Source organism: Pseudomonas sp. 2848 (assembly GCF_003253945.1).
GTDB lineage: Bacteria > Pseudomonadota > Gammaproteobacteria > Pseudomonadales > Pseudomonadaceae > Aquipseudomonas.
The window spans coordinates 327,903-344,312 of the sequence record NZ_QKZD01000005.1 but is presented as its reverse complement, the minus strand read 5'-3'; the positions used below and the strand labels follow the sequence as shown (position 1 = coordinate 344,312).

Sequence of the window (16,410 nt, the reverse complement as noted above, 5' to 3'; positions counted from 1 at the left end):
GAACAATGCGAAGCGAAGGCGTCCCTGCCAGCACGGTTCGGTTTCTGTCGCCGAACACCGTTGCGTTGATGAGGGCCATGGCACGCCTCCGGAGGCTGGAGATTGTTGTTGATATGTGAGTAGCGTGCGCCCGGCAAGCGGCGATACGTTGATCCTCGTCAAGTTTTTGTGCAGCGGGATATGCCGTTGGTCCGTGGGGCGTCAGTTGACAAACGTCAAGTCTGCAAAGCACGGCTAAACGATGCTTGGGTTACGTATCGCAACCGCCGAGGTGTGCCATGGAAACCCTGCAAAGACTGCTGCTGATCGCATCGCCCCTGATGCGCCGAACCCCCGTCTACGACCGCGCCGCAGCACTGGCCAAGGCCAAGGGCATGGCGTTGCACATCGTGGCTTTCGATTATGTGGAAGGGCTTGCCACGGCGGGCCTGGTGAATGACCAGGCACTGGCGGTGATGCGCGAAGGCTACGTGCGGCAACACCGGGAATGGCTGGAAAGCCAGGCGCAGTCGATGCGGCGCAATGGTGTCACGGTCACCACCGAGGTGGTGTGGGTGCAGCATCCCTTGAGCGAGATTCTGGTGCACCTGCGCGAACAGCCGTTCGCCATGTTGATCAAGGCGTTCGAGCATGAACCCTGGTGGGCGCGTGCCATGTTCACCTCCCTGGATATCCAGCTGCTGCGTGAAACCCGCATCCCGCTGCATCTGGTGCACAAGGCCAGCCATGCGCTGCCGCGCCGGATCCTCGCGGCTGTGGACCTGTCCAGGCCCGAGGATCAGTTCGAAGGCTTCAACGACCAGATCATCAGCGAGGCGTTGAAACTGGCCCTGCAGTGCAACGCGCAGATCGAATTGCTGTATGCCTATGACCTGGGTTCGATGTACCTGGACGCCGGCGGCAGCCGGGAGCATTCGTTTCTGTTCGATTCCAACCTCGCCCAGACGCTTCACGAAGCCCAGAGCGATGCCTTCCAGGCCCTTGCCGAGCGCAATGGCATCGCCGTCGAGCACCGGCACATGCGCATAGGCGACCCAGCCAAGGTTCTGGCCGTGTTCATGGATAACAATGATATCGATGTGCTGGTGATGGGCAGTTATCACCACCACGGCATTGGATGGTTCATCGGCAGTACCGCGGAGCGGGTACTGCATCGCTTGTCCAGCAGTGTGCTGGTGATTTCCCCCGAACATGCCCAGGGGTAAGGTACAAGGCCCGCAAGGGCCTTGGTTTTCAGGCCCGCAGGTCAAGTTCGTGAAGGATCTCGCTGACATCGCCGCCCAGGTAACGTGAGGTGAACCCCTGCGCCTTGGTCAGGCGGTGCATGGCGTAGTTGTTCGCCAGGTCCCTGGACATCATCCACTCATAGCCATTGCGCCGCGCCGCTTCGATCAGGTGCAGCAACAGGCGCTTGCCCAGACCTCTACGCTGCCAGTCCTCCCGCACCGCCACGGCACACTCGCAGCACGGGCTACCCGATATTCCGGCGTAGCGGCTGACGCCAATCTGCTGCAAGCAGCCGTCGACGTGAGCCAGCGCGACATAGGCCATGCGCTGGTGGTAGTCGACGGGCATCCTTTGCGGGTCCAGGCTGGGCAGGCCGCTGCTGATCCCGGCGATGAAGCGGAAACGCCGGGCCTCGGAGGTGATCGACCTGAGGAACTGCCGGTCGCGGTCGTGATCTTCCTCGCGCAGCGGCCGGATCAGCACGGGCGTGCCGTCATCAAGCTTTTCGACCCAGTGCTCGCAGGCGCCCGGCTGTTCGGTCTGCTGCGTATTCATATTGCCTCCCATCACCCGGATAGATGCCTGAAGCCGTTGTAACGTGGACGGCCGCCGCGGTTCTGACAATCGTCAAGTTCGGACCGGATCACGCGTTTCTGATCTGCATCAAGCGCCAGCGCGACCATCCCCGGAAAATCCCTTTCATCGCACCCCAGCGGCGCAAGTCCGGAGGTCCACCATGAGTCAATATCGACAGTTGCTGGTGCTGATTATCGACGTCGATCCGCATTCAGCCGCGCTGCGTAGGGGGCTGGCGCTGGCGCATGCCAGCGGAGCCCGCGTGCACGTGCTGGGGGTGTTCGTGCCAAGCGAGGCGCACCTGCTGCGCGAAGAGCGGCTGAATGAGGCCGATATCAAGCGCCAGTACGATCACTATCGCGAGCAGTTGCGAACGCTGGTCGAGCGGCACCGCAGCAGTGGTGTGGCACTGACGGTCGATAGCCTCGCCGCCGAGGATGTCCGCAGCGAGGCCCTTGACTATATTCGCGAACTGCAACCGGACATGGTCATCAAGGACAGTGAAGCCGCGTCGGCCATGGCGCGGCTGTTCGGTACCCCGTTGGACTGTGCGCTGATGCGCGGCTTCAAGGGGCTCACCCTGTTCGTGCCGATGGCGGCCGCCTCATTGCCCCGGCGTGTTCTCGTAGCCGTGGACACCCGCTTCAGCGAGACGCCAGCCGTACAGGAACAGTTCAACCGTGGACTCATTCGTGTTGCCCAGGCCTTGGCACTGCAGTGCGATGCCGAGTTGCACCTGCTCTCTGCCTACAACATGGCCGGAGTGTTCGCAGCGGATATCAACGTCACCCAAGCGTGGATCGAAGAGATGCGCGAAGCACTGCAGGAATCCTTCAATGCCTTGGCTGAGGCCGAAGGGGTGGCGCCGGACTGTCGGCACTTCATGGAGGGCGGACCGGTGCAGGTGATCCGCGAACAGGTCGCGGCCCTGGAGGTCGACGCCGTGGTGATGGGTGTGGTGCAGCCCAAAGGGCTGGACAAGCTGCTGGGCGATACCACTGAACGTATCGTTGATCACCCACCGTGCAGCGTGCTGGTGGTTCATCCCCATGTGTTCGAAACCCAGGAGCCTTGGCCATGCAACTGACCTTTCTCGGCGGCACCGGGACAGTGACCGGCAGCAAATTCCTGTTGACCCACAACAGCACGCGGGTGCTGGTCGACTGCGGACTGTTCCAGGGCTACAAGCAATTGCGTCTGCGCAACTGGGAGCCCTTGCCACCGGCACTGCGGGCGCTCGATGCGGTCGTGCTGACCCATGCCCATCTCGACCATAGTGGCTACCTGCCGGTACTGGCCAGGGAGGGCTATAGCGGGCCGATCTATGCCACCCCGGCAACCTGCGCCCTGGCTGAAGTGCTGTTGCTCGACAGCGCGCGGCTGCAGGAAGAGCAGGCCGAACATGCCAATCGCCACGGCTATTCCAGACACACGCCGGCGCGGCCGCTCTATACAGAACAGGATGCAAAGCGGGCGCTGGCACTGTTGCGCCCGGTGGAGCTGCACCAGGCAATGCCGATCGCCGAGGGCATGGACCTGCTGTTGCGCACGGCAGGCCACATCCTGGGTGCGGCAACGGTGCAGCTCAGTGCCCAGGGGCAGACCTTGGTCTTCTCGGGTGACTTGGGCAGGCCGCAAGACCCGATCATGCGGGCGCCGGAGCTGATCCGAACGGCGGATGTGCTGCTGGTGGAGTCCACCTACGGTGATCGCCAGCACCCGACAGAATCGACCGAGCAGTACCTGGCCCAGGTGATCAACCAGACACTCCTGCGCCATGGCATTGTCCTGGTGCCGTCATTCGCTGTCGGGCGCGCCCAGCTGCTGATGTATTACCTGTACAAGCTCAAGCGTGACCGGCTGATCCCGGATATCCCGGTGTACCTCAACAGCCCGATGGCCACCGATGCCACCGCCCTGTATCAGCAGTTTCGCAACGAACATCGGCTAACGGCGGCGGAGTGCGCCGCGATGAGCAAGGGCACGCGTATCATCCGCACGGTCGATGAGTCCCGCCACCTCGACCAGCTGCGCGAGCCGGCGGTGATCATTGCCGCCAGTGGCATGGCTACCGGCGGCCGGGTGCTGCACCACCTGAAGGCGCTAGCCCCCAATCCGCGCAACAGCATCCTGTTCTCGGGTTTCCAGGCGGGAGGCACGCGCGGCGCCGATATCGTCGCTGGCGCCCGCAGCGTACGCCTGCAGGGCGAAGACGTTCCCATTCGGGCGCAGGTGCACGCCATGGAAAACCTTTCGGCCCATGCCGACGCCGACGAGATCATGGAGTGGTTGCGCGGTTTCACCCGGCCACCGCGGCAGACCTATGTGATCCATGGCGAGCCACATGCCGCTGACACCTTGCGACGGCGAATCAGCCTGGAGCTCGGTTGGCAGGTGTGCGTGCCGGAATATGAGGAAACCGTTGCCATCGACCCTGTGCGCTGAACCCGGCGCGGGAGGTAGTCATGAACACGCAAGCACGAGCGAAACTACGGGCCTGGATGCACCGGCCCAGGGGCAGCCTGGGCTGGATCGTGGCCATTGTCGCGTTACTCGTCGCGGCATCTGTCTACCACGCCTTGAGCCCCAGCTGGCGCATGCCCATGCGTGATCCGGTCGTGCTCCTGAGCCTGCTGGCATGGAGTGTGGCGCTGGGCTGGGCCGTGCAGCACGGAGTGAAACGCACGGTCGGCAAAACCATTTTCAACGGCCAGGAGTCGGGCTGGCAGGCCAGGCTGGCATTGCTGCGCTCGATCAGCCGGGAGTCGAATGTGCTGATGGGCATGCTGTTGCTCCTGGCGGTGCTGGGCGCTGCCACCGCATGGCTGGCCGGGCGCTCTGTGGCGCAGATTGTTGAAAACTGCTCGGCCAACCTGCAGGCACAGGTGCAGGTGCCCGAAGATGAGCAGCTTGCGGCGCTGGTCGGCAAGCCCGTATGCACCTGCCTGGCGCAAACCTTTCTGGAGCGAAATGGGGTGATCCGCCTGGCGTTGTTCGAGACACCGCTGCAGAAAGTGAGCGGCCTGCGGGCGCTGACCCCTGCTGATGAGCAGCGCTGCCTCGCGCAGTTCGACCTGGTGCCCGAGGAAGGCAGTGCAACCAGGCCTTGAACCCAGGCGGTTGCCATCATGGGCACGCCTACGCAGGTAGGCCGCCGCGCCTTAGGCTTTGTACGAAAAGTGCCTGCGCGACAATCATGCTGCGTTGAAAACAGGCTCGGAATGCTCATTTACAACCCGTAACCTCCGCTTCCTCGCCTGTTTTCGCCTTGCCTGATCGCCGCTCGGCTACTTTTCGTACAAACCATAGGCCTGCGCGGCGGCCAGGGATCAACTCAGAATGAGCAGATGAATAACCTGGCTCAGGTCATCCGGGTCGGAGGTTGTGGTGAAGCCTGCCGCCTTGGCCAGGTCGCGCATCGGCTGATTGGCTGCCGAGTCGATCGAGTACATCTGCCGGAATCCCTTGGCCTTGGCGTGATCGATCAGGTGCCTGAGCAACAATTGGCCCAGCCCATGATGTTGCCAGCTGTCGAGTACCGTCACCGCGCACTCGCATTCATCCTTGCCGGCACAGGCGGCGTAGCGCGAAATGCCTACTTCCTGCAGTTCTCCGTCCACATGGGCGAGGGCGACATAGGCTGCCTGCCGGTTCTGGTCGACCATCATCAACTGGTCGAGCATGGCTTCACCGGGTTCCTTGACCTGGCAGAGGAAACGAAAATGCCGCGACTCAGGCGACAAGCGCTCGATGAAGGCCTTTTCGCGTTGCCGGTCCTTGGCTTGCAACGGTCGGATCAGCACATGGCTGCCGTTGTCCAGGGCTTCGATCCAGTGCTCGCCAGGGGGTGTTGGAAACACGGGTTTGGAGGGTTGGCGTGAAGTCTCGGCGGGGGGCATGGCAATATCCTCGGCAGTGATTGAACCAGGAAACGCCAGTGTGGGCGATCCACCTGAAACTGACTTGACAGTTGTCAAAGGCGTGCAAGAGCCCCCGATCAAGCCTTCATCAACGCTGGCGGGAGGAAGATCTGCGCACCGAGGGTCTCTGAGCTTCTTCTGGCCTTTTGCGCTTCTGAACACCTGGCTACTCGACCTTCATTTGGCTTTCCAGTACTTCTGCATTTCCAGAAACAGGAATGAAGCAGTCCAGGTGATCAGCACCAGGCCCGTCAGCGCCTGCAGGCCGGTGAGGTATTTGAGGTGGCCGGTGGGGACGATGTCGCCGAAGCCTATGGTGGTGTAGGTGGTGAAGGAAAAATACACGCAGTCCAGAAAGCTCCCGTCGAAATGTCCGCTGAGCGTCCCCCAGCCCTTGGCATGGGCCATCAGGTAATAAGCCAGGGCGAAGCACCAGACTTCCACGGCATGGGCCAGCAACGCGCCGAACACCCCCGCGACGATACGGAACCGGCTCCACAGCCTCAGGCGTGGTAACCAGTCATTCAGGCGCAGCAGGCATTCGTAGTGGATGACCACCACCAGGATAACGATCAGCATGTTGATCAGCGTGACAGTGAGCATCATCGTTACTCGGGACGGGGTTGCACGGTCAATGCTAGCTCACGCCCGGCACCGACCAGGCTGCACGCTCGACGACTTCGCGCTTGCAGCAAATGGCTGGCAATCGTGTGATCGCAGGTACCTTCAAGTCTGTTGGGAACCATGAGTAGTGCAGTATTGATGTCAAAAGGCCGCCTTGCTGGAACGCCTTTGGTTGCCAGAAGTCCGCCTTGCTGGAACGCCTTTAGTTGCCAGAAGTCTGAAGGGGTGGGTGGCCATTTACCAGCAACTATCAAAGCAGGTATCAGTCCAGAACGAAGCACAACGAAAGAAGGTGTGTAATGGACACGAAAGGCACTCACACAATCGAGCGAGAAAGTGGCGATGAGCCTCAAATGCTGCCGGCGGATGCGTGCGAACGTCTTCAGCTGGCACTGGAAGCAGGGGCTATCGTGGGCACGTGGGTCTGGGACATTTCAAAGAACTGTGTGACGGCTGACGAGCGCTTTGCCCGTACCTTCGACCTTTCACCGGCATGTTGCGCGCGCGGTATCCCCATTGAAGAGGCACTCACTTCGATCCATCCAGAGGATCATGTACGTCTGGATGAGGCCATTGAAGACGCCATGGTTCGCGGGGGCGCGTTCCGGTGTGAATACCGCGTCAAGCAGACCGATGGAGGCTACCGGTGGATCGAGGCCAATGGCCGTGCCCAGCACGATGATAAGGGCGTAGCGGTCAGATTCCCGGGAGTGCTGATCGATATTGAATCGCGCAAGGCGGCGGAAGCTGAACGCGATCGCGCATCGGCGTTGCTTCGCGCGTTCACCGCGGCTGTTCCTGGAGTGGTGTACGCCAAAGACCGCGATGGCCGGCTCTTGATAGCAAACGATGGTGCCACGCGGCTGATCGGTAAGCCGCCGGAGTTTTATCTAGGCAAGACCGACTTGGAAATACTCGAGGACAAAGCGCAGGCCCTCAAGGTGATGGAGACGGACCAACGCATAATGCGCGGCGCCATGGCGGAGCAGATCGAGGAGCGAGTGGACATGCCGGATGGCTCGGAAACGATCTGGCTATCCGTCAAGGCACCGATGCTCAACGCTGCAGGCGAGGTGATTGGGCTGATTGGCTCATCTATTGATGTAACGGCAAGGAAGAACGCCGAGGCAGCATTGTTGGAACTGAACCAGAACCTGGAGGCGAGGGTCGGCGAGGCCATTGCCGAACGGGAGGCTGCGCAGGCGGCCCTTCGCCACTTGCAGAAGATGGAAGTGGTGGGGCAATTGACGGGAGGAATCGCCCATGATTTCAACAACTTGCTTGCAGGTATCGTTGGCAGTTTGGACCTGATCAAGGTTCGCTTGAGCAAAGGCCGCACGGCCGATCTTGAACGATATCTCTCGGTGGCCTATGGCGCCGCCCAGCGGGCCACGGCACTCACACATCGTTTGCTTGCCTTTTCACGCCGCCAGACGTTGTTGCCTCAAGTCACCAATGTGAACGAGCTGATCGCTGGCATGGAAGAACTGATCCGTCGTACCGTCGGCCCATTGATACGTTTGCAAGTAGATCTCTCTGCAACGAGCTCTACGTGCTTGATCGACCCTGGCCAGATGGAAAACGCTTTGTTGAACTTGTGCGTCAATGCAAGGGATGCCTTACCGGAAGGCGGAACCATCGCTATCGAGACGTCGAGCGTGACCCTTGAGGAAGGGGCCGGGCTGGATCCGGATTTACAGCCTGGAACTTACCTGAGCATCCGTGTGGTGGACGATGGCATCGGAATGAGCGAGGAAACCCTGGCCAAGGCATGTGAGCCGTTTTTCACCACCAAGCCAACAGGCGCAGGCACCGGCCTTGGGCTTTCGATGATCTATGGGTTTGCCAAGCAATCCCGTGGGCAGATGAAAATTGAATCGGCGTTGGGCAAAGGTACGAAGGTCTACTTGCAGCTACCCAATTGTGCCGAGCCGACCCAGGCGCCACCGCCCACTGCAGTCACAAGTGCGGTGCCGCAGGTCTGTGAGGGGGAAACGGTTCTGGTCGTCGATGATGAACCGTCCGTTCGAATGTTCGTCAGCGAAGTCCTTGGCAGCCTTGGCTATATTGTCGTGGAAGCTGCCGATTCCCAGGCAGGTTTCCAGGTGCTGTGCTCGGACACGCGTGTGGATCTGCTCGTCACCGATATCGGCTTGCCGGGTGGGTTCGATGGCCGGGAGATGGCCGAAAAGGCCCGTCTAAGCAGGCCCGGATTACCTGTTCTGTTCATGACGGGGTACGTTGAACCGCAGATTCTTGAAGACTACCCACCAGGCCCGGCGATGGCTGTGATTATCAAACCATTCAGTCTGGATGCGTTCAGGGCGAGCCTCCACGCAGTGCTGCAGGAGGCTCTCTCGATTGCGCAAGAGCCATGATTGACGGTTCGGCTATGGCGACGACTACTGGCAATGGTCGCAGAAGGCATTTTCGATGTAATGCTGGCAGCGCCTGCGCGTGAGGAAAAAAACAATGGTTGATACCACCCCCGCTGTGAGTAGACAGCCCCCATCGCAAGCGACTCAGCAGCCGATAGGCATTTATGAAGCTTTTCTGTTTTGGCTCAAGCTGGGCTTCATCAGCTTTGGCGGACCCGCCGGACAGATCTCGATCATGCACCAGGAACTGGTCGAGCGTCGCCGCTGGATCAGCGAGAAGCGGTTTTTGCACGCGCTGAACTACTGCATGTTGTTGCCTGGCCCTGAGGCTCAGCAGCTTGCCACCTACATCGGTTGGCTCATGCACCGCACCTGGGGTGGGGTGATTGCCGGCGCATTGTTCGTGCTGCCTTCGCTGTTCATTCTGATCGGTTTGTCCTGGGTCTACGTCGTGTTTGGCGAGGTGCCGGTAGTCGCGGGGATCTTCTATGGCATCAAACCGGCAGTCACGGCCATTGTGATCCACGCAGCCCACCGAATTGGATCGCGCGTACTGAAGAATGGCTGGCTGTGGGCTATGTCCGCAGCCTCGTTCGTGGCCATCTTCGCCCTCAACGCGCCGTTCCCCCTTATCGTGCTGGTGGCCGCCATCATTGGCTATATAGGCGGTCGCCTCGCCCCAGGCAAATTCGTGATCGGTGGCGGTCATGGGGGCGCGACGAACAGCTATGGTCCGGCTGTGATCGATGACGACACCCCACCCCCTGAGCATGCCCGTTTCAGCTCGAGGCACCTGGTACGCCTGCTGCTCACCGGTGCCGGACTATGGGCAATACCCATGGGGCTGCTGGTGCTGTGGTTTGGCTGGGATGGCACCCTGACGCAAATGGGCTGGTTTTTCACCAAGGCCGCTCTGATGACCTTTGGTGGCGCCTACGCGGTGCTGCCTTATGTCTACCAAGGGGCTGTCGGGCACTATGGGTGGCTGTCACCCACCCAGATGATCGATGGCCTCGCGTTAGGGGAAACCACACCAGGGCCATTGATCATGGTGGTTGCCTTCGTCGGCTTTGTCGGTGGCTACGTCCATCCGATGTTCGGTGCCGAACATCCATTCCTTGCTGGCGCAGTCGCAGCGAGTCTTGTCACTTGGTTCACCTTCCTGTCGTCGTTCATCTTCATCCTTGCTGGAGGCCCGGTCGTGGAGTCGACTCACAACGAGATTAAATTCACCGCCCCGCTTACAGGCATCACCGCCGCTGTAGTTGGCTTGATCCTGAACCTCGTTATGTTCTTCGGCTACCACGTGCTCTGGCCTATGGGCTTCAATGGGGCGTTCGACTGGCCGTCCGCAGTGATCACGGCTCTAGCTGCGATTGCTTTGTTTCGCTTCAAGCGAGGTGTGATTGAGGTGCTGTTCACCTGCGCACTGGCCGGCATCGCAGTTCACATGATGGGTATATGAGACCAGAGGTTGTGCCGAAAAGGGTTTCCCAGTGACCGGCGAGCCCTTGTCAATCCTTAGCCTGGCGCTGTAAAAAGCAGCGCTCAGATTACCTCTCGCCACTACCTGCTTGGGGGGGCGAAAGCGGAGTATTGTGGATAGCCTCTAACGGCTCAGGCGGCCAGTAGTTGCAGACTTGTGGGTCATATCACTTTTACCGCACGGCCAATGAACTTCACCGGCCCTGTCGGCAGCCCGGTGGGCGAACCGCTGGATTTCTCCAATGTCAGCTCGAACAACTGATTGGCCTCCAGTGGCGGCAGGCTCTGCAGCGGAACACGATAGGGCTCACCGGGTTTGACCAGGCCCAGCGAAACCGGTGCGCGCCACTGCTCGCCCTTGGTCCAGAACTGCAGGGCCATGCCTTCGGGGACTGCATCCTTGCCAAGCGGGATCAGCTCGATCATACGGCTGTCGCTGGTCTGTACCACCCAGCCAGGTGCCTGGCTGCTCGGTGCCACGAGCACTACCACGAATTGAGTGGTGGGCGGGGGTGTCGTCAGCAGCATGAACGTCAGCAACACGCTTGCTGCCAGCCCCGCAGTACTCAGTGCTTGCCACAGGCCGAGCCGTTGCCACCACTTGACTGACGGGGGGGCCAATTCACTCAGGCTGCGCTGGATTCGGCCCCACAGGCGGGCGCTTGGTGGCCGCGCAGCAGCCAGCGCGGTCAGCTCCAGCAGGCGTGCCTCCCAGGCATCCACCGCGGCGCGCAAGTACGGGTCGGTGCCCAGGCGCTCGGTCACTGCGGCGTGTTGCTCCGGTGACAAGACCCCCAATACGAACTCGCCGGCGAGGGTGTCCAGTGCTTCGGCAGTATCCGGGTTCATTCCAGGCACTCCCGCAGAGCCTTCAGGCTGCGCTTGATCCAGGCTTTGACGGTGCCCAATGGCGCACCCAGTAGCCCGGCGATTTCGGCGTGGCTGCAACCGTCCACATAGGCGTGCAGGATGCAACGCTGGGGGGCGGGCTGCAATTGTTCGAGGCAACGGTAGATTTTCGCCGAGCCTGACCAGAGGTCAATGTCATCGAGCTCCCCGTGTAATGCAGTTGAAATGTCGAGGTGGGCGTCATCCAGCACGGCTTCACGGCGAGTATCGCGGATCGTATTCAGCGCCAGGTGGCGGGTGATGCTGTAGATCCAGCCCCGAGCTGAGCCGCGCGTCGGATCGAAGCTGGCAGCGCGGGTCCAGATGCGGATGAAGGCATCGTGGACGATATCTTCTGCGGTGGCGTCATCACGGGCAATGCGCCGGGCAACCCCCAACAGGCGTGCACCCTCGTGATCGTAGAGCGCCTGCAGGGCTCGGCGGTCGCCCTGTGCACAGGCCTTCAGGCAACGATCGAAATCGAAGTCGGTGACAGGCGAGTTCAACGTGTGCGGTTTCCTTGTTGTATGCAAGTTACCCCGGCCAATCAGCCGGGGGCTTGCCAACGAGCGTAGATGAACGGTTGCAACGTGTCTGCTCAAGCGTCCTTCACTTGGCTGTCCAGAACACATAGTCAGCCTGGTACTGGACGATCTGCTTGGCACCTTTGTTTTGCGCCGTGCAGTCGCTTGCCGGCGCCACGCCGCCGCGGGTGGCCAGGCGCTGGATATAGCTGACTCCCTGCATGGCGCCTTTGCCTTCGGCCGGGTTGGCCTTGACCAGTTGATAGGGTATGGCGCCCTTGTCGGCAGGTGCCACCGCCAGCTGGGTGCCGGTGACTTTCGATCCGTCCTTGGCCTGCCAGGTGGCGGGTGGGCCGAAGTAGTCGCCCACCTGTTTGCCTGCACGGTCATTGAGCACGGCCTTGGGGCCGACGAAGGTCCATTCGGTCTGGCCGGGGGTGTTGGCCTTGTCGCGGCACTCGTAGGTGATCTCGCCGACGCCTACGGTCTCGAGCAATACGCGATGGCCATCGGGGACCTTGACCGCATCAGGCAGCGCGGATTGGGCGTATGCGGGTTGCAGCGTCAGGGCGAGGCTGCAGGCGAGCAGGCAGGCGGAGGATTTGAGGCTCATGGGTATGGCTCCTGACAGGTGATTGGGCTGGGCAGTCACAGGCCGCCCACTAGCAATACCCGCCAACGAGCAAACTGGATGCACTTAAATGGGAAAAATGGGTTTAGCCCACAACCTGCCAATAGGTCGACGCCTTTCCTGCGCATTTTCACCAACGCACCATGACTCTCTGGGACTGAACACCTAGCCAGCGCATCGTGATGCTACTCAAGACACCGCGAACGCCCGCGAGGGATTTACTCACCAGTCACTGTTCGGATACGTCACGGAAGGTGTGCTCTTCATCGAGCAACTGTGAAATGAGCGGAATACGATGGGCGGTTTTGGACTGATGTGCTCAACATCTCTATGAATCGATTAGTATTTTTTCATCTAAGTAGAAGCTTTTCACAAGCTGTCAGGATCGCCAAAGAACATCTGTATCCGCGACCTCAACCACCGCTCCGCCGGATCATTATCCTGCGCCCCGCGCCAGGCCATGTGCAGCTCGAAGCTGCGCACCTCCAGCGGCAGGTCCTCGGCCCGCAGGCCGCCCGCCGCCGTAAGGGCATCGGCGGTGTAATCCGGCACGGTGGCGACGATATCGGTCCCCGCCAGCAAGCTCCCCAAGCCGTTGAACTGTGGCACGGCCAGCACCACATGGCGCTTGCGGCCGATCTCCTCCAGCGCCTCGTCGATGAACCCGGACAGGTCGCCGGCGAACGACACCAACGCATGGGGGCGGGCGCAGAAGTCGTCCAGGGTGATGTTGCCGGGCATGCTGTCGGCGCGCAGCAGCTTGGGCATGCTGCGGCGCAGTACCTTGCGCTTGGCGTTGGCCGGCAGGTCGCTGGTGTAGCTCACGCCCACCGAGATTTCGCCAGAGGCCAGCAGGGTGGGCATCAGCAGGTAGTTGACCCGGCGCACCACCAGCACGATGCCGGGCGCCTCGGCGCGGATGCGCTTGAGCAGCTGGGGCAGCAGGGCGAATTCGGCGTCATCCGACAGGCCGATGCGGAACACCGCGTTGCTGGTGGCCGGGTCGAACTCGGCGGCGCGGCTGACGGCGGTGGAGATCGAGTCCAGCGCCGGCGACAGCAGGGCGAAGATTTCGTAGGCGCGCGCCGACGGCTCCATGCTGCGTCCGGTGCGCACGAACAGTGGGTCGTCGAACAGGTTGCGCAGGCGCGACAGCGCGGCGCTGATCGCCGGCTGGCCGAGGAACAGTTTCTCGGCGGCGCGGGTCACGCTGCGTTCGTGCATCAGCGTCTCGAACACGATCAGCAGGTTGAGGTCTACGCGACGCAAGTCGTTACGATTCATTCGATGCGGCTCGCCTGAAGTGGGGCAGGGGTGAATCTTAAGGCCAAAGGCTGGTACCCTGCACCGATTTCCGGGTGCCAATGCACAGATTTGTCAGGGGCCCAATCAATGACAGGCATGTCGACTATTAACAGCCACTGATGGTCCAACCGTGAAAGCCCGGATAAAGTCCGTGGTAATACGAGATTCACAAAGGCGAGGTATGCGATGTCCCGCATGATCCGTTTCCACAAGTTCGGCCAGGCCGATGTGCTCCGTTGCGAGGAGCAGGCCGAACCGTCCCCGGCCACCGGCGAGGTGCAGATCCGCGTCGAGGCGATCGGCATCAGCTGGTACGACGTGCTCTGGCGGCAGAACCTGGCGCCGTCCCAGGCGCGGCTGCCGGCGGGTATCGGCCATGAGATGGCCGGCGTGGTCACCGCGGTCGGCGAGGGCGTGGACGATATCGCGGTGGGCGACCGGGTCGCCAGCTTCCCGGCCACCAGTCCCAACGACCATCCGGTCTACGGTGACGTGATCGTGCTGCCGCGCAGCGCCATCACCCGTTACCCTGACGTGCTGACCCCGATCGAGGCCAGCGTGCACTACACTCCGCTGCTGATCGCCTACTTCGCCTATGTCGACCTGGCCCGGGCCAAGGCCGGGCAGACCGCGCTGGTCACCGACGCCAGCCACTGCGCCGGGCCGGCCTTCGTGCAGCTGGGCAAGGCCCTGGGGTTGAAGGTGTTCGCTGCCACCAAGGAACCCGCGCAGCGTGAATACCTGCTGGGCCTGGGTGCGGACAAGGTGATCGTCACCGAGGAGCAGGACCTGCTGATGCAGATCGGCAAGTACACCGATGGCCGTGGCGTGGACATGGTCCTCGACGGCATGGGCGGCCCGCAGATGTCGCTGCTCGGCGATGTCCTGGCGCCACGTGGCAACCTGGTGCTGTATGGCCTGCAAGGCGGCAACCAGACGCCGTTCCCGGCCTGCGCGGCGTTCCAGAAGAACATCCAGTTCCATGTGCACTGCATCGGCAACTTCACCGGCAAGCCGGAGCTGGGCATCGCCCAGGACCAGGTGGCGTTGCAACGGGCCTTGCGCGACATCAACCAGTTCACCGCCGACCAGCTGCTGACACCGCAGATCATCAAGGTGTACCCGTTCGAGCAGGTAGTCGAGGCGCACCGGCATATGGACGCCTGCCCTTGCGGTGGACGGGTGGTGCTGGACATGGGCGGGCAGGGCTGACGCTGCTGACGCCAGCGCCGGGCAAGCCCGCTTCTACCGCCGTGGCATGAAGCCCGCCCTGTAGGGGCGGGCTTTGGTTCGTGGCCTCACTGCCAAACATTGCTAATTTTCTTACCCGGTTTTGGGAAGTTTCCTTCAAGCTCGGTCAGCTATTCATCTGCCAGAATCGGACTTCAATTCGAAGCCGTCAGGGAGATGGAGCGATAGCATGACCGAGACCCACGACCAAGCCATGCACTATATCTACCAGCAGGTCCTGCAGCGCCTGCTGGAGCACATGAGCCAGGCCCAGCGCGCCTCGGTGCAGTTGCTGGTCCAGCGCCTGCTGGTCATCGCTGGCGGCCAGGAATACATCGGCAACCTGCGGGTACTGGCCCTGCACGGCGTGGACCGACGCAGCGCGCATCTGCTGGCCTGCCTGCGCGCCGCGCAACTGAGTATCGCCATTCGCCACGCCGCCACCTTCCGCCTGCGGGTGCTGGCGGCCCGCCTGCCCACCCTCGACGACACCGCCCTGGCCCTTCACGACCGTTGCTTCAGCGCACTGTTCCTGCACGATGATCCGCGGGTGGAGCTGTTGCGCGCCGATGGCGGGCAGCTTGGCCCATTTGGTGCCCGACAGGCCTGTTCGGCCGAACAATTGGCCGCCGCGGGTAACGCCTGGCTGCTGTTCGGGCACCTCGCCGGTGGGCAGCCCGGGGCTTTGCTCGGCGCCAGGGGGTATCTGGATGTGGGGGCCAGCCTTGGGCAGGTGCTGGGCGGGCAAGACGGCGAGCAGCTCCTGGTCAGCGCCGCGCCGCTTGCCCAGCGCCACCGTCTGCTGGCCTGGGGGCGGCGTTGCCTGCGCCATAGCGGGGAGGTCGCGCACACCGTGACACCCCACAGCGTCCTGGCCGCCGGTGTCGAACAGCTGCACCAGATACTGTCTGACCCTTGGCAGTCGCCGGCAGCGCCCATGCGCGATCAGCCCTGGGGCGATACCCACCTGATGACGGTGGAGGATCTGCTGCGCCATCCCGACGACGGCGGGCACCTTGACCGCATGCTCGGGCGGGAGGAGGCGCAGGCCTGGCATGCCCAGGGGCCGGCAGGGTTGTTCGACCCTTTGCCGCTGGCCCACCTGCATGGCCTCAAGGCGCAGTACCTCGAGCAGCGTACCTACCGCGAGGGCGCGCAGGCGTTCTACCAGCGTTTGCGCCAGCCGGCGGTGGCCTGGCCGCAGGGGCGGGCCTTGCGCGACGAGGCCCAGGCGCGACTGCTTGCGGCCTATGGCGTCAATGAAGCGCAATTGGTCTGCCAGTTGTTCACCCCCTTCGACGCGCAGGGGCACAACCTCGAAGCCTTCGTGCTGCGCTGCCATCCCGGTATGCGCGTGGCGTTGCCATACCTGCACCGTGCCCTGCAGGGCCAGCCTTGTCCGGAGCCTGTCAGCCAGTGGCTGGTGGATACCAGCGGCCTGCAGCTCGCGCAGTTGCGGGCGCTGTACGCCGGCACGCTCGGCAGCCAGGCACGGCGCCTGTACCAGTTACTGGGGCGGCGCGACCTGTGGCTGCGGCCGCTGCCGGCCGGTTCGTGGAGCAGCGCGTGACCGTTGATCCAGCGCACTTGCCCCAGTAGGCGGTCTGTATGTATAACCAGTG

General features: G+C 62.2%; 15 protein-coding genes. 8 read left to right on the top strand and 7 right to left on the bottom strand.

The genetic code is table 11. The features are described 5' to 3' along the window. Window positions 1-278: 278 nt before the first annotated feature. Window positions 279-1,205, top strand: a complete 927-nt coding sequence (locus DFS21_RS12730; protein WP_111532436.1) for a universal stress protein — start codon at window positions 279-281, stop codon at window positions 1,203-1,205. Window positions 1,206-1,233: 28 nt separating this feature from the next. Here DFS21_RS12730 and DFS21_RS12725 read toward each other — a convergent pair whose 3' ends face one another. After that, window positions 1,234-1,782: a GNAT family N-acetyltransferase gene (locus DFS21_RS12725; RefSeq protein WP_111532435.1), complete on the bottom strand. Its 549-nt coding sequence runs from the start codon at window positions 1,780-1,782 to the stop codon at window positions 1,234-1,236. Window positions 1,783-1,963: 181 nt separating this feature from the next. Between DFS21_RS12725 and DFS21_RS12720 the strand changes: the two genes are divergently transcribed. From DFS21_RS12720 to DFS21_RS12710, 3 genes are read left to right on the top strand one after another with little or no spacing between them, the layout of a single operon-like run. Then, window positions 1,964-2,890 carry a universal stress protein gene (locus DFS21_RS12720; RefSeq protein WP_111532434.1) on the top strand — a complete coding sequence of 309 codons (927 nt, stop codon included), beginning with the start codon at window positions 1,964-1,966 and terminating at the stop codon, window positions 2,888-2,890. Next, complete coding sequence (locus tag DFS21_RS12715; protein ID WP_111532433.1) at window positions 2,881-4,248, top strand: MBL fold metallo-hydrolase RNA specificity domain-containing protein; 1,368 nt, start codon at window positions 2,881-2,883, stop codon at window positions 4,246-4,248. The genes DFS21_RS12720 and DFS21_RS12715 overlap by 10 nt, the downstream gene beginning before the upstream one ends. A 56-nt stretch (window positions 4,249-4,304) precedes the next feature. Further along, entirely contained in the window at window positions 4,305-4,913 is a 609-nt protein-coding gene (locus tag DFS21_RS12710; protein WP_256591377.1) for a hypothetical protein, read from the top strand. Window positions 4,914-5,132: 219 nt separating this feature from the next. On the opposite strand, the gene DFS21_RS12705 is transcribed toward DFS21_RS12710, so the two are convergent. After that, window positions 5,133-5,702 (bottom strand): GNAT family N-acetyltransferase, encoded by a 570-nt coding sequence (locus DFS21_RS12705; protein ID WP_111532431.1) that lies wholly within the window; start codon window positions 5,700-5,702, stop codon window positions 5,133-5,135. Window positions 5,703-5,900: 198 nt separating this feature from the next. Next, window positions 5,901-6,326, bottom strand: a complete 426-nt coding sequence (locus tag DFS21_RS12700; protein ID WP_111532464.1) for a potassium channel family protein — start codon at window positions 6,324-6,326, stop codon at window positions 5,901-5,903. A 320-nt stretch (window positions 6,327-6,646) separates the two neighbouring features. Between DFS21_RS12700 and DFS21_RS12695 the strand changes: the two genes are divergently transcribed. Together DFS21_RS12695 and chrA are read left to right on the top strand one after the other, a co-directional pair. After that, entirely contained in the window at window positions 6,647-8,725 is a 2,079-nt protein-coding gene (locus tag DFS21_RS12695) for a PAS domain-containing sensor histidine kinase (protein WP_111532430.1), read from the top strand. Window positions 8,726-8,819: 94 nt separating this feature from the next. After that, window positions 8,820-10,190, top strand: a complete 1,371-nt coding sequence (gene chrA, locus DFS21_RS12690) for a chromate efflux transporter (RefSeq protein ID WP_111532429.1) — start codon at window positions 8,820-8,822, stop codon at window positions 10,188-10,190. Between the two features lie 182 nt (window positions 10,191-10,372). Here chrA and DFS21_RS12685 read toward each other — a convergent pair whose 3' ends face one another. The 4 genes from DFS21_RS12685 to DFS21_RS12670 all read right to left on the bottom strand — a co-directional run bounded on the left by DFS21_RS12685 (window position 10,373) and on the right by DFS21_RS12670 (window position 13,537). Beyond that, a complete protein-coding gene (locus DFS21_RS12685; RefSeq protein ID WP_111532428.1) occupies window positions 10,373-11,059 on the bottom strand; it encodes an anti-sigma factor domain-containing protein in 687 nt (228 codons plus the stop codon). Next, window positions 11,056-11,604, bottom strand: a complete 549-nt coding sequence (locus tag DFS21_RS12680; protein ID WP_111532427.1) for a sigma-70 family RNA polymerase sigma factor — start codon at window positions 11,602-11,604, stop codon at window positions 11,056-11,058. Before DFS21_RS12680 ends, DFS21_RS12685 begins: the two co-directional genes overlap by 4 nt. Before the next feature lie 103 nt (window positions 11,605-11,707). Beyond that, on the bottom strand, window positions 11,708-12,235 hold the full coding sequence (locus DFS21_RS12675; protein WP_111532426.1) for a DUF3455 domain-containing protein: 528 nt from the start codon (window positions 12,233-12,235) through the stop codon (window positions 11,708-11,710). A 387-nt stretch (window positions 12,236-12,622) separates the two neighbouring features. Then, entirely contained in the window at window positions 12,623-13,537 is a 915-nt protein-coding gene (locus tag DFS21_RS12670) for a LysR family transcriptional regulator (protein WP_111532425.1), read from the bottom strand. A gap of 207 nt (window positions 13,538-13,744) precedes the next feature. On the opposite strand from DFS21_RS12670, the gene DFS21_RS12665 reads away from it, so the two are divergent. Both DFS21_RS12665 and DFS21_RS12660 read left to right on the top strand, forming a co-directional pair. After that, window positions 13,745-14,770, top strand: a complete 1,026-nt coding sequence (locus DFS21_RS12665; protein WP_110699525.1) for a zinc-dependent alcohol dehydrogenase family protein — start codon at window positions 13,745-13,747, stop codon at window positions 14,768-14,770. A 208-nt stretch (window positions 14,771-14,978) separates the two neighbouring features. Continuing rightward, entirely contained in the window at window positions 14,979-16,358 is a 1,380-nt protein-coding gene (locus DFS21_RS12660; RefSeq protein ID WP_110699523.1) for a hypothetical protein, read from the top strand. Window positions 16,359-16,410 lie beyond the last annotated feature (52 nt).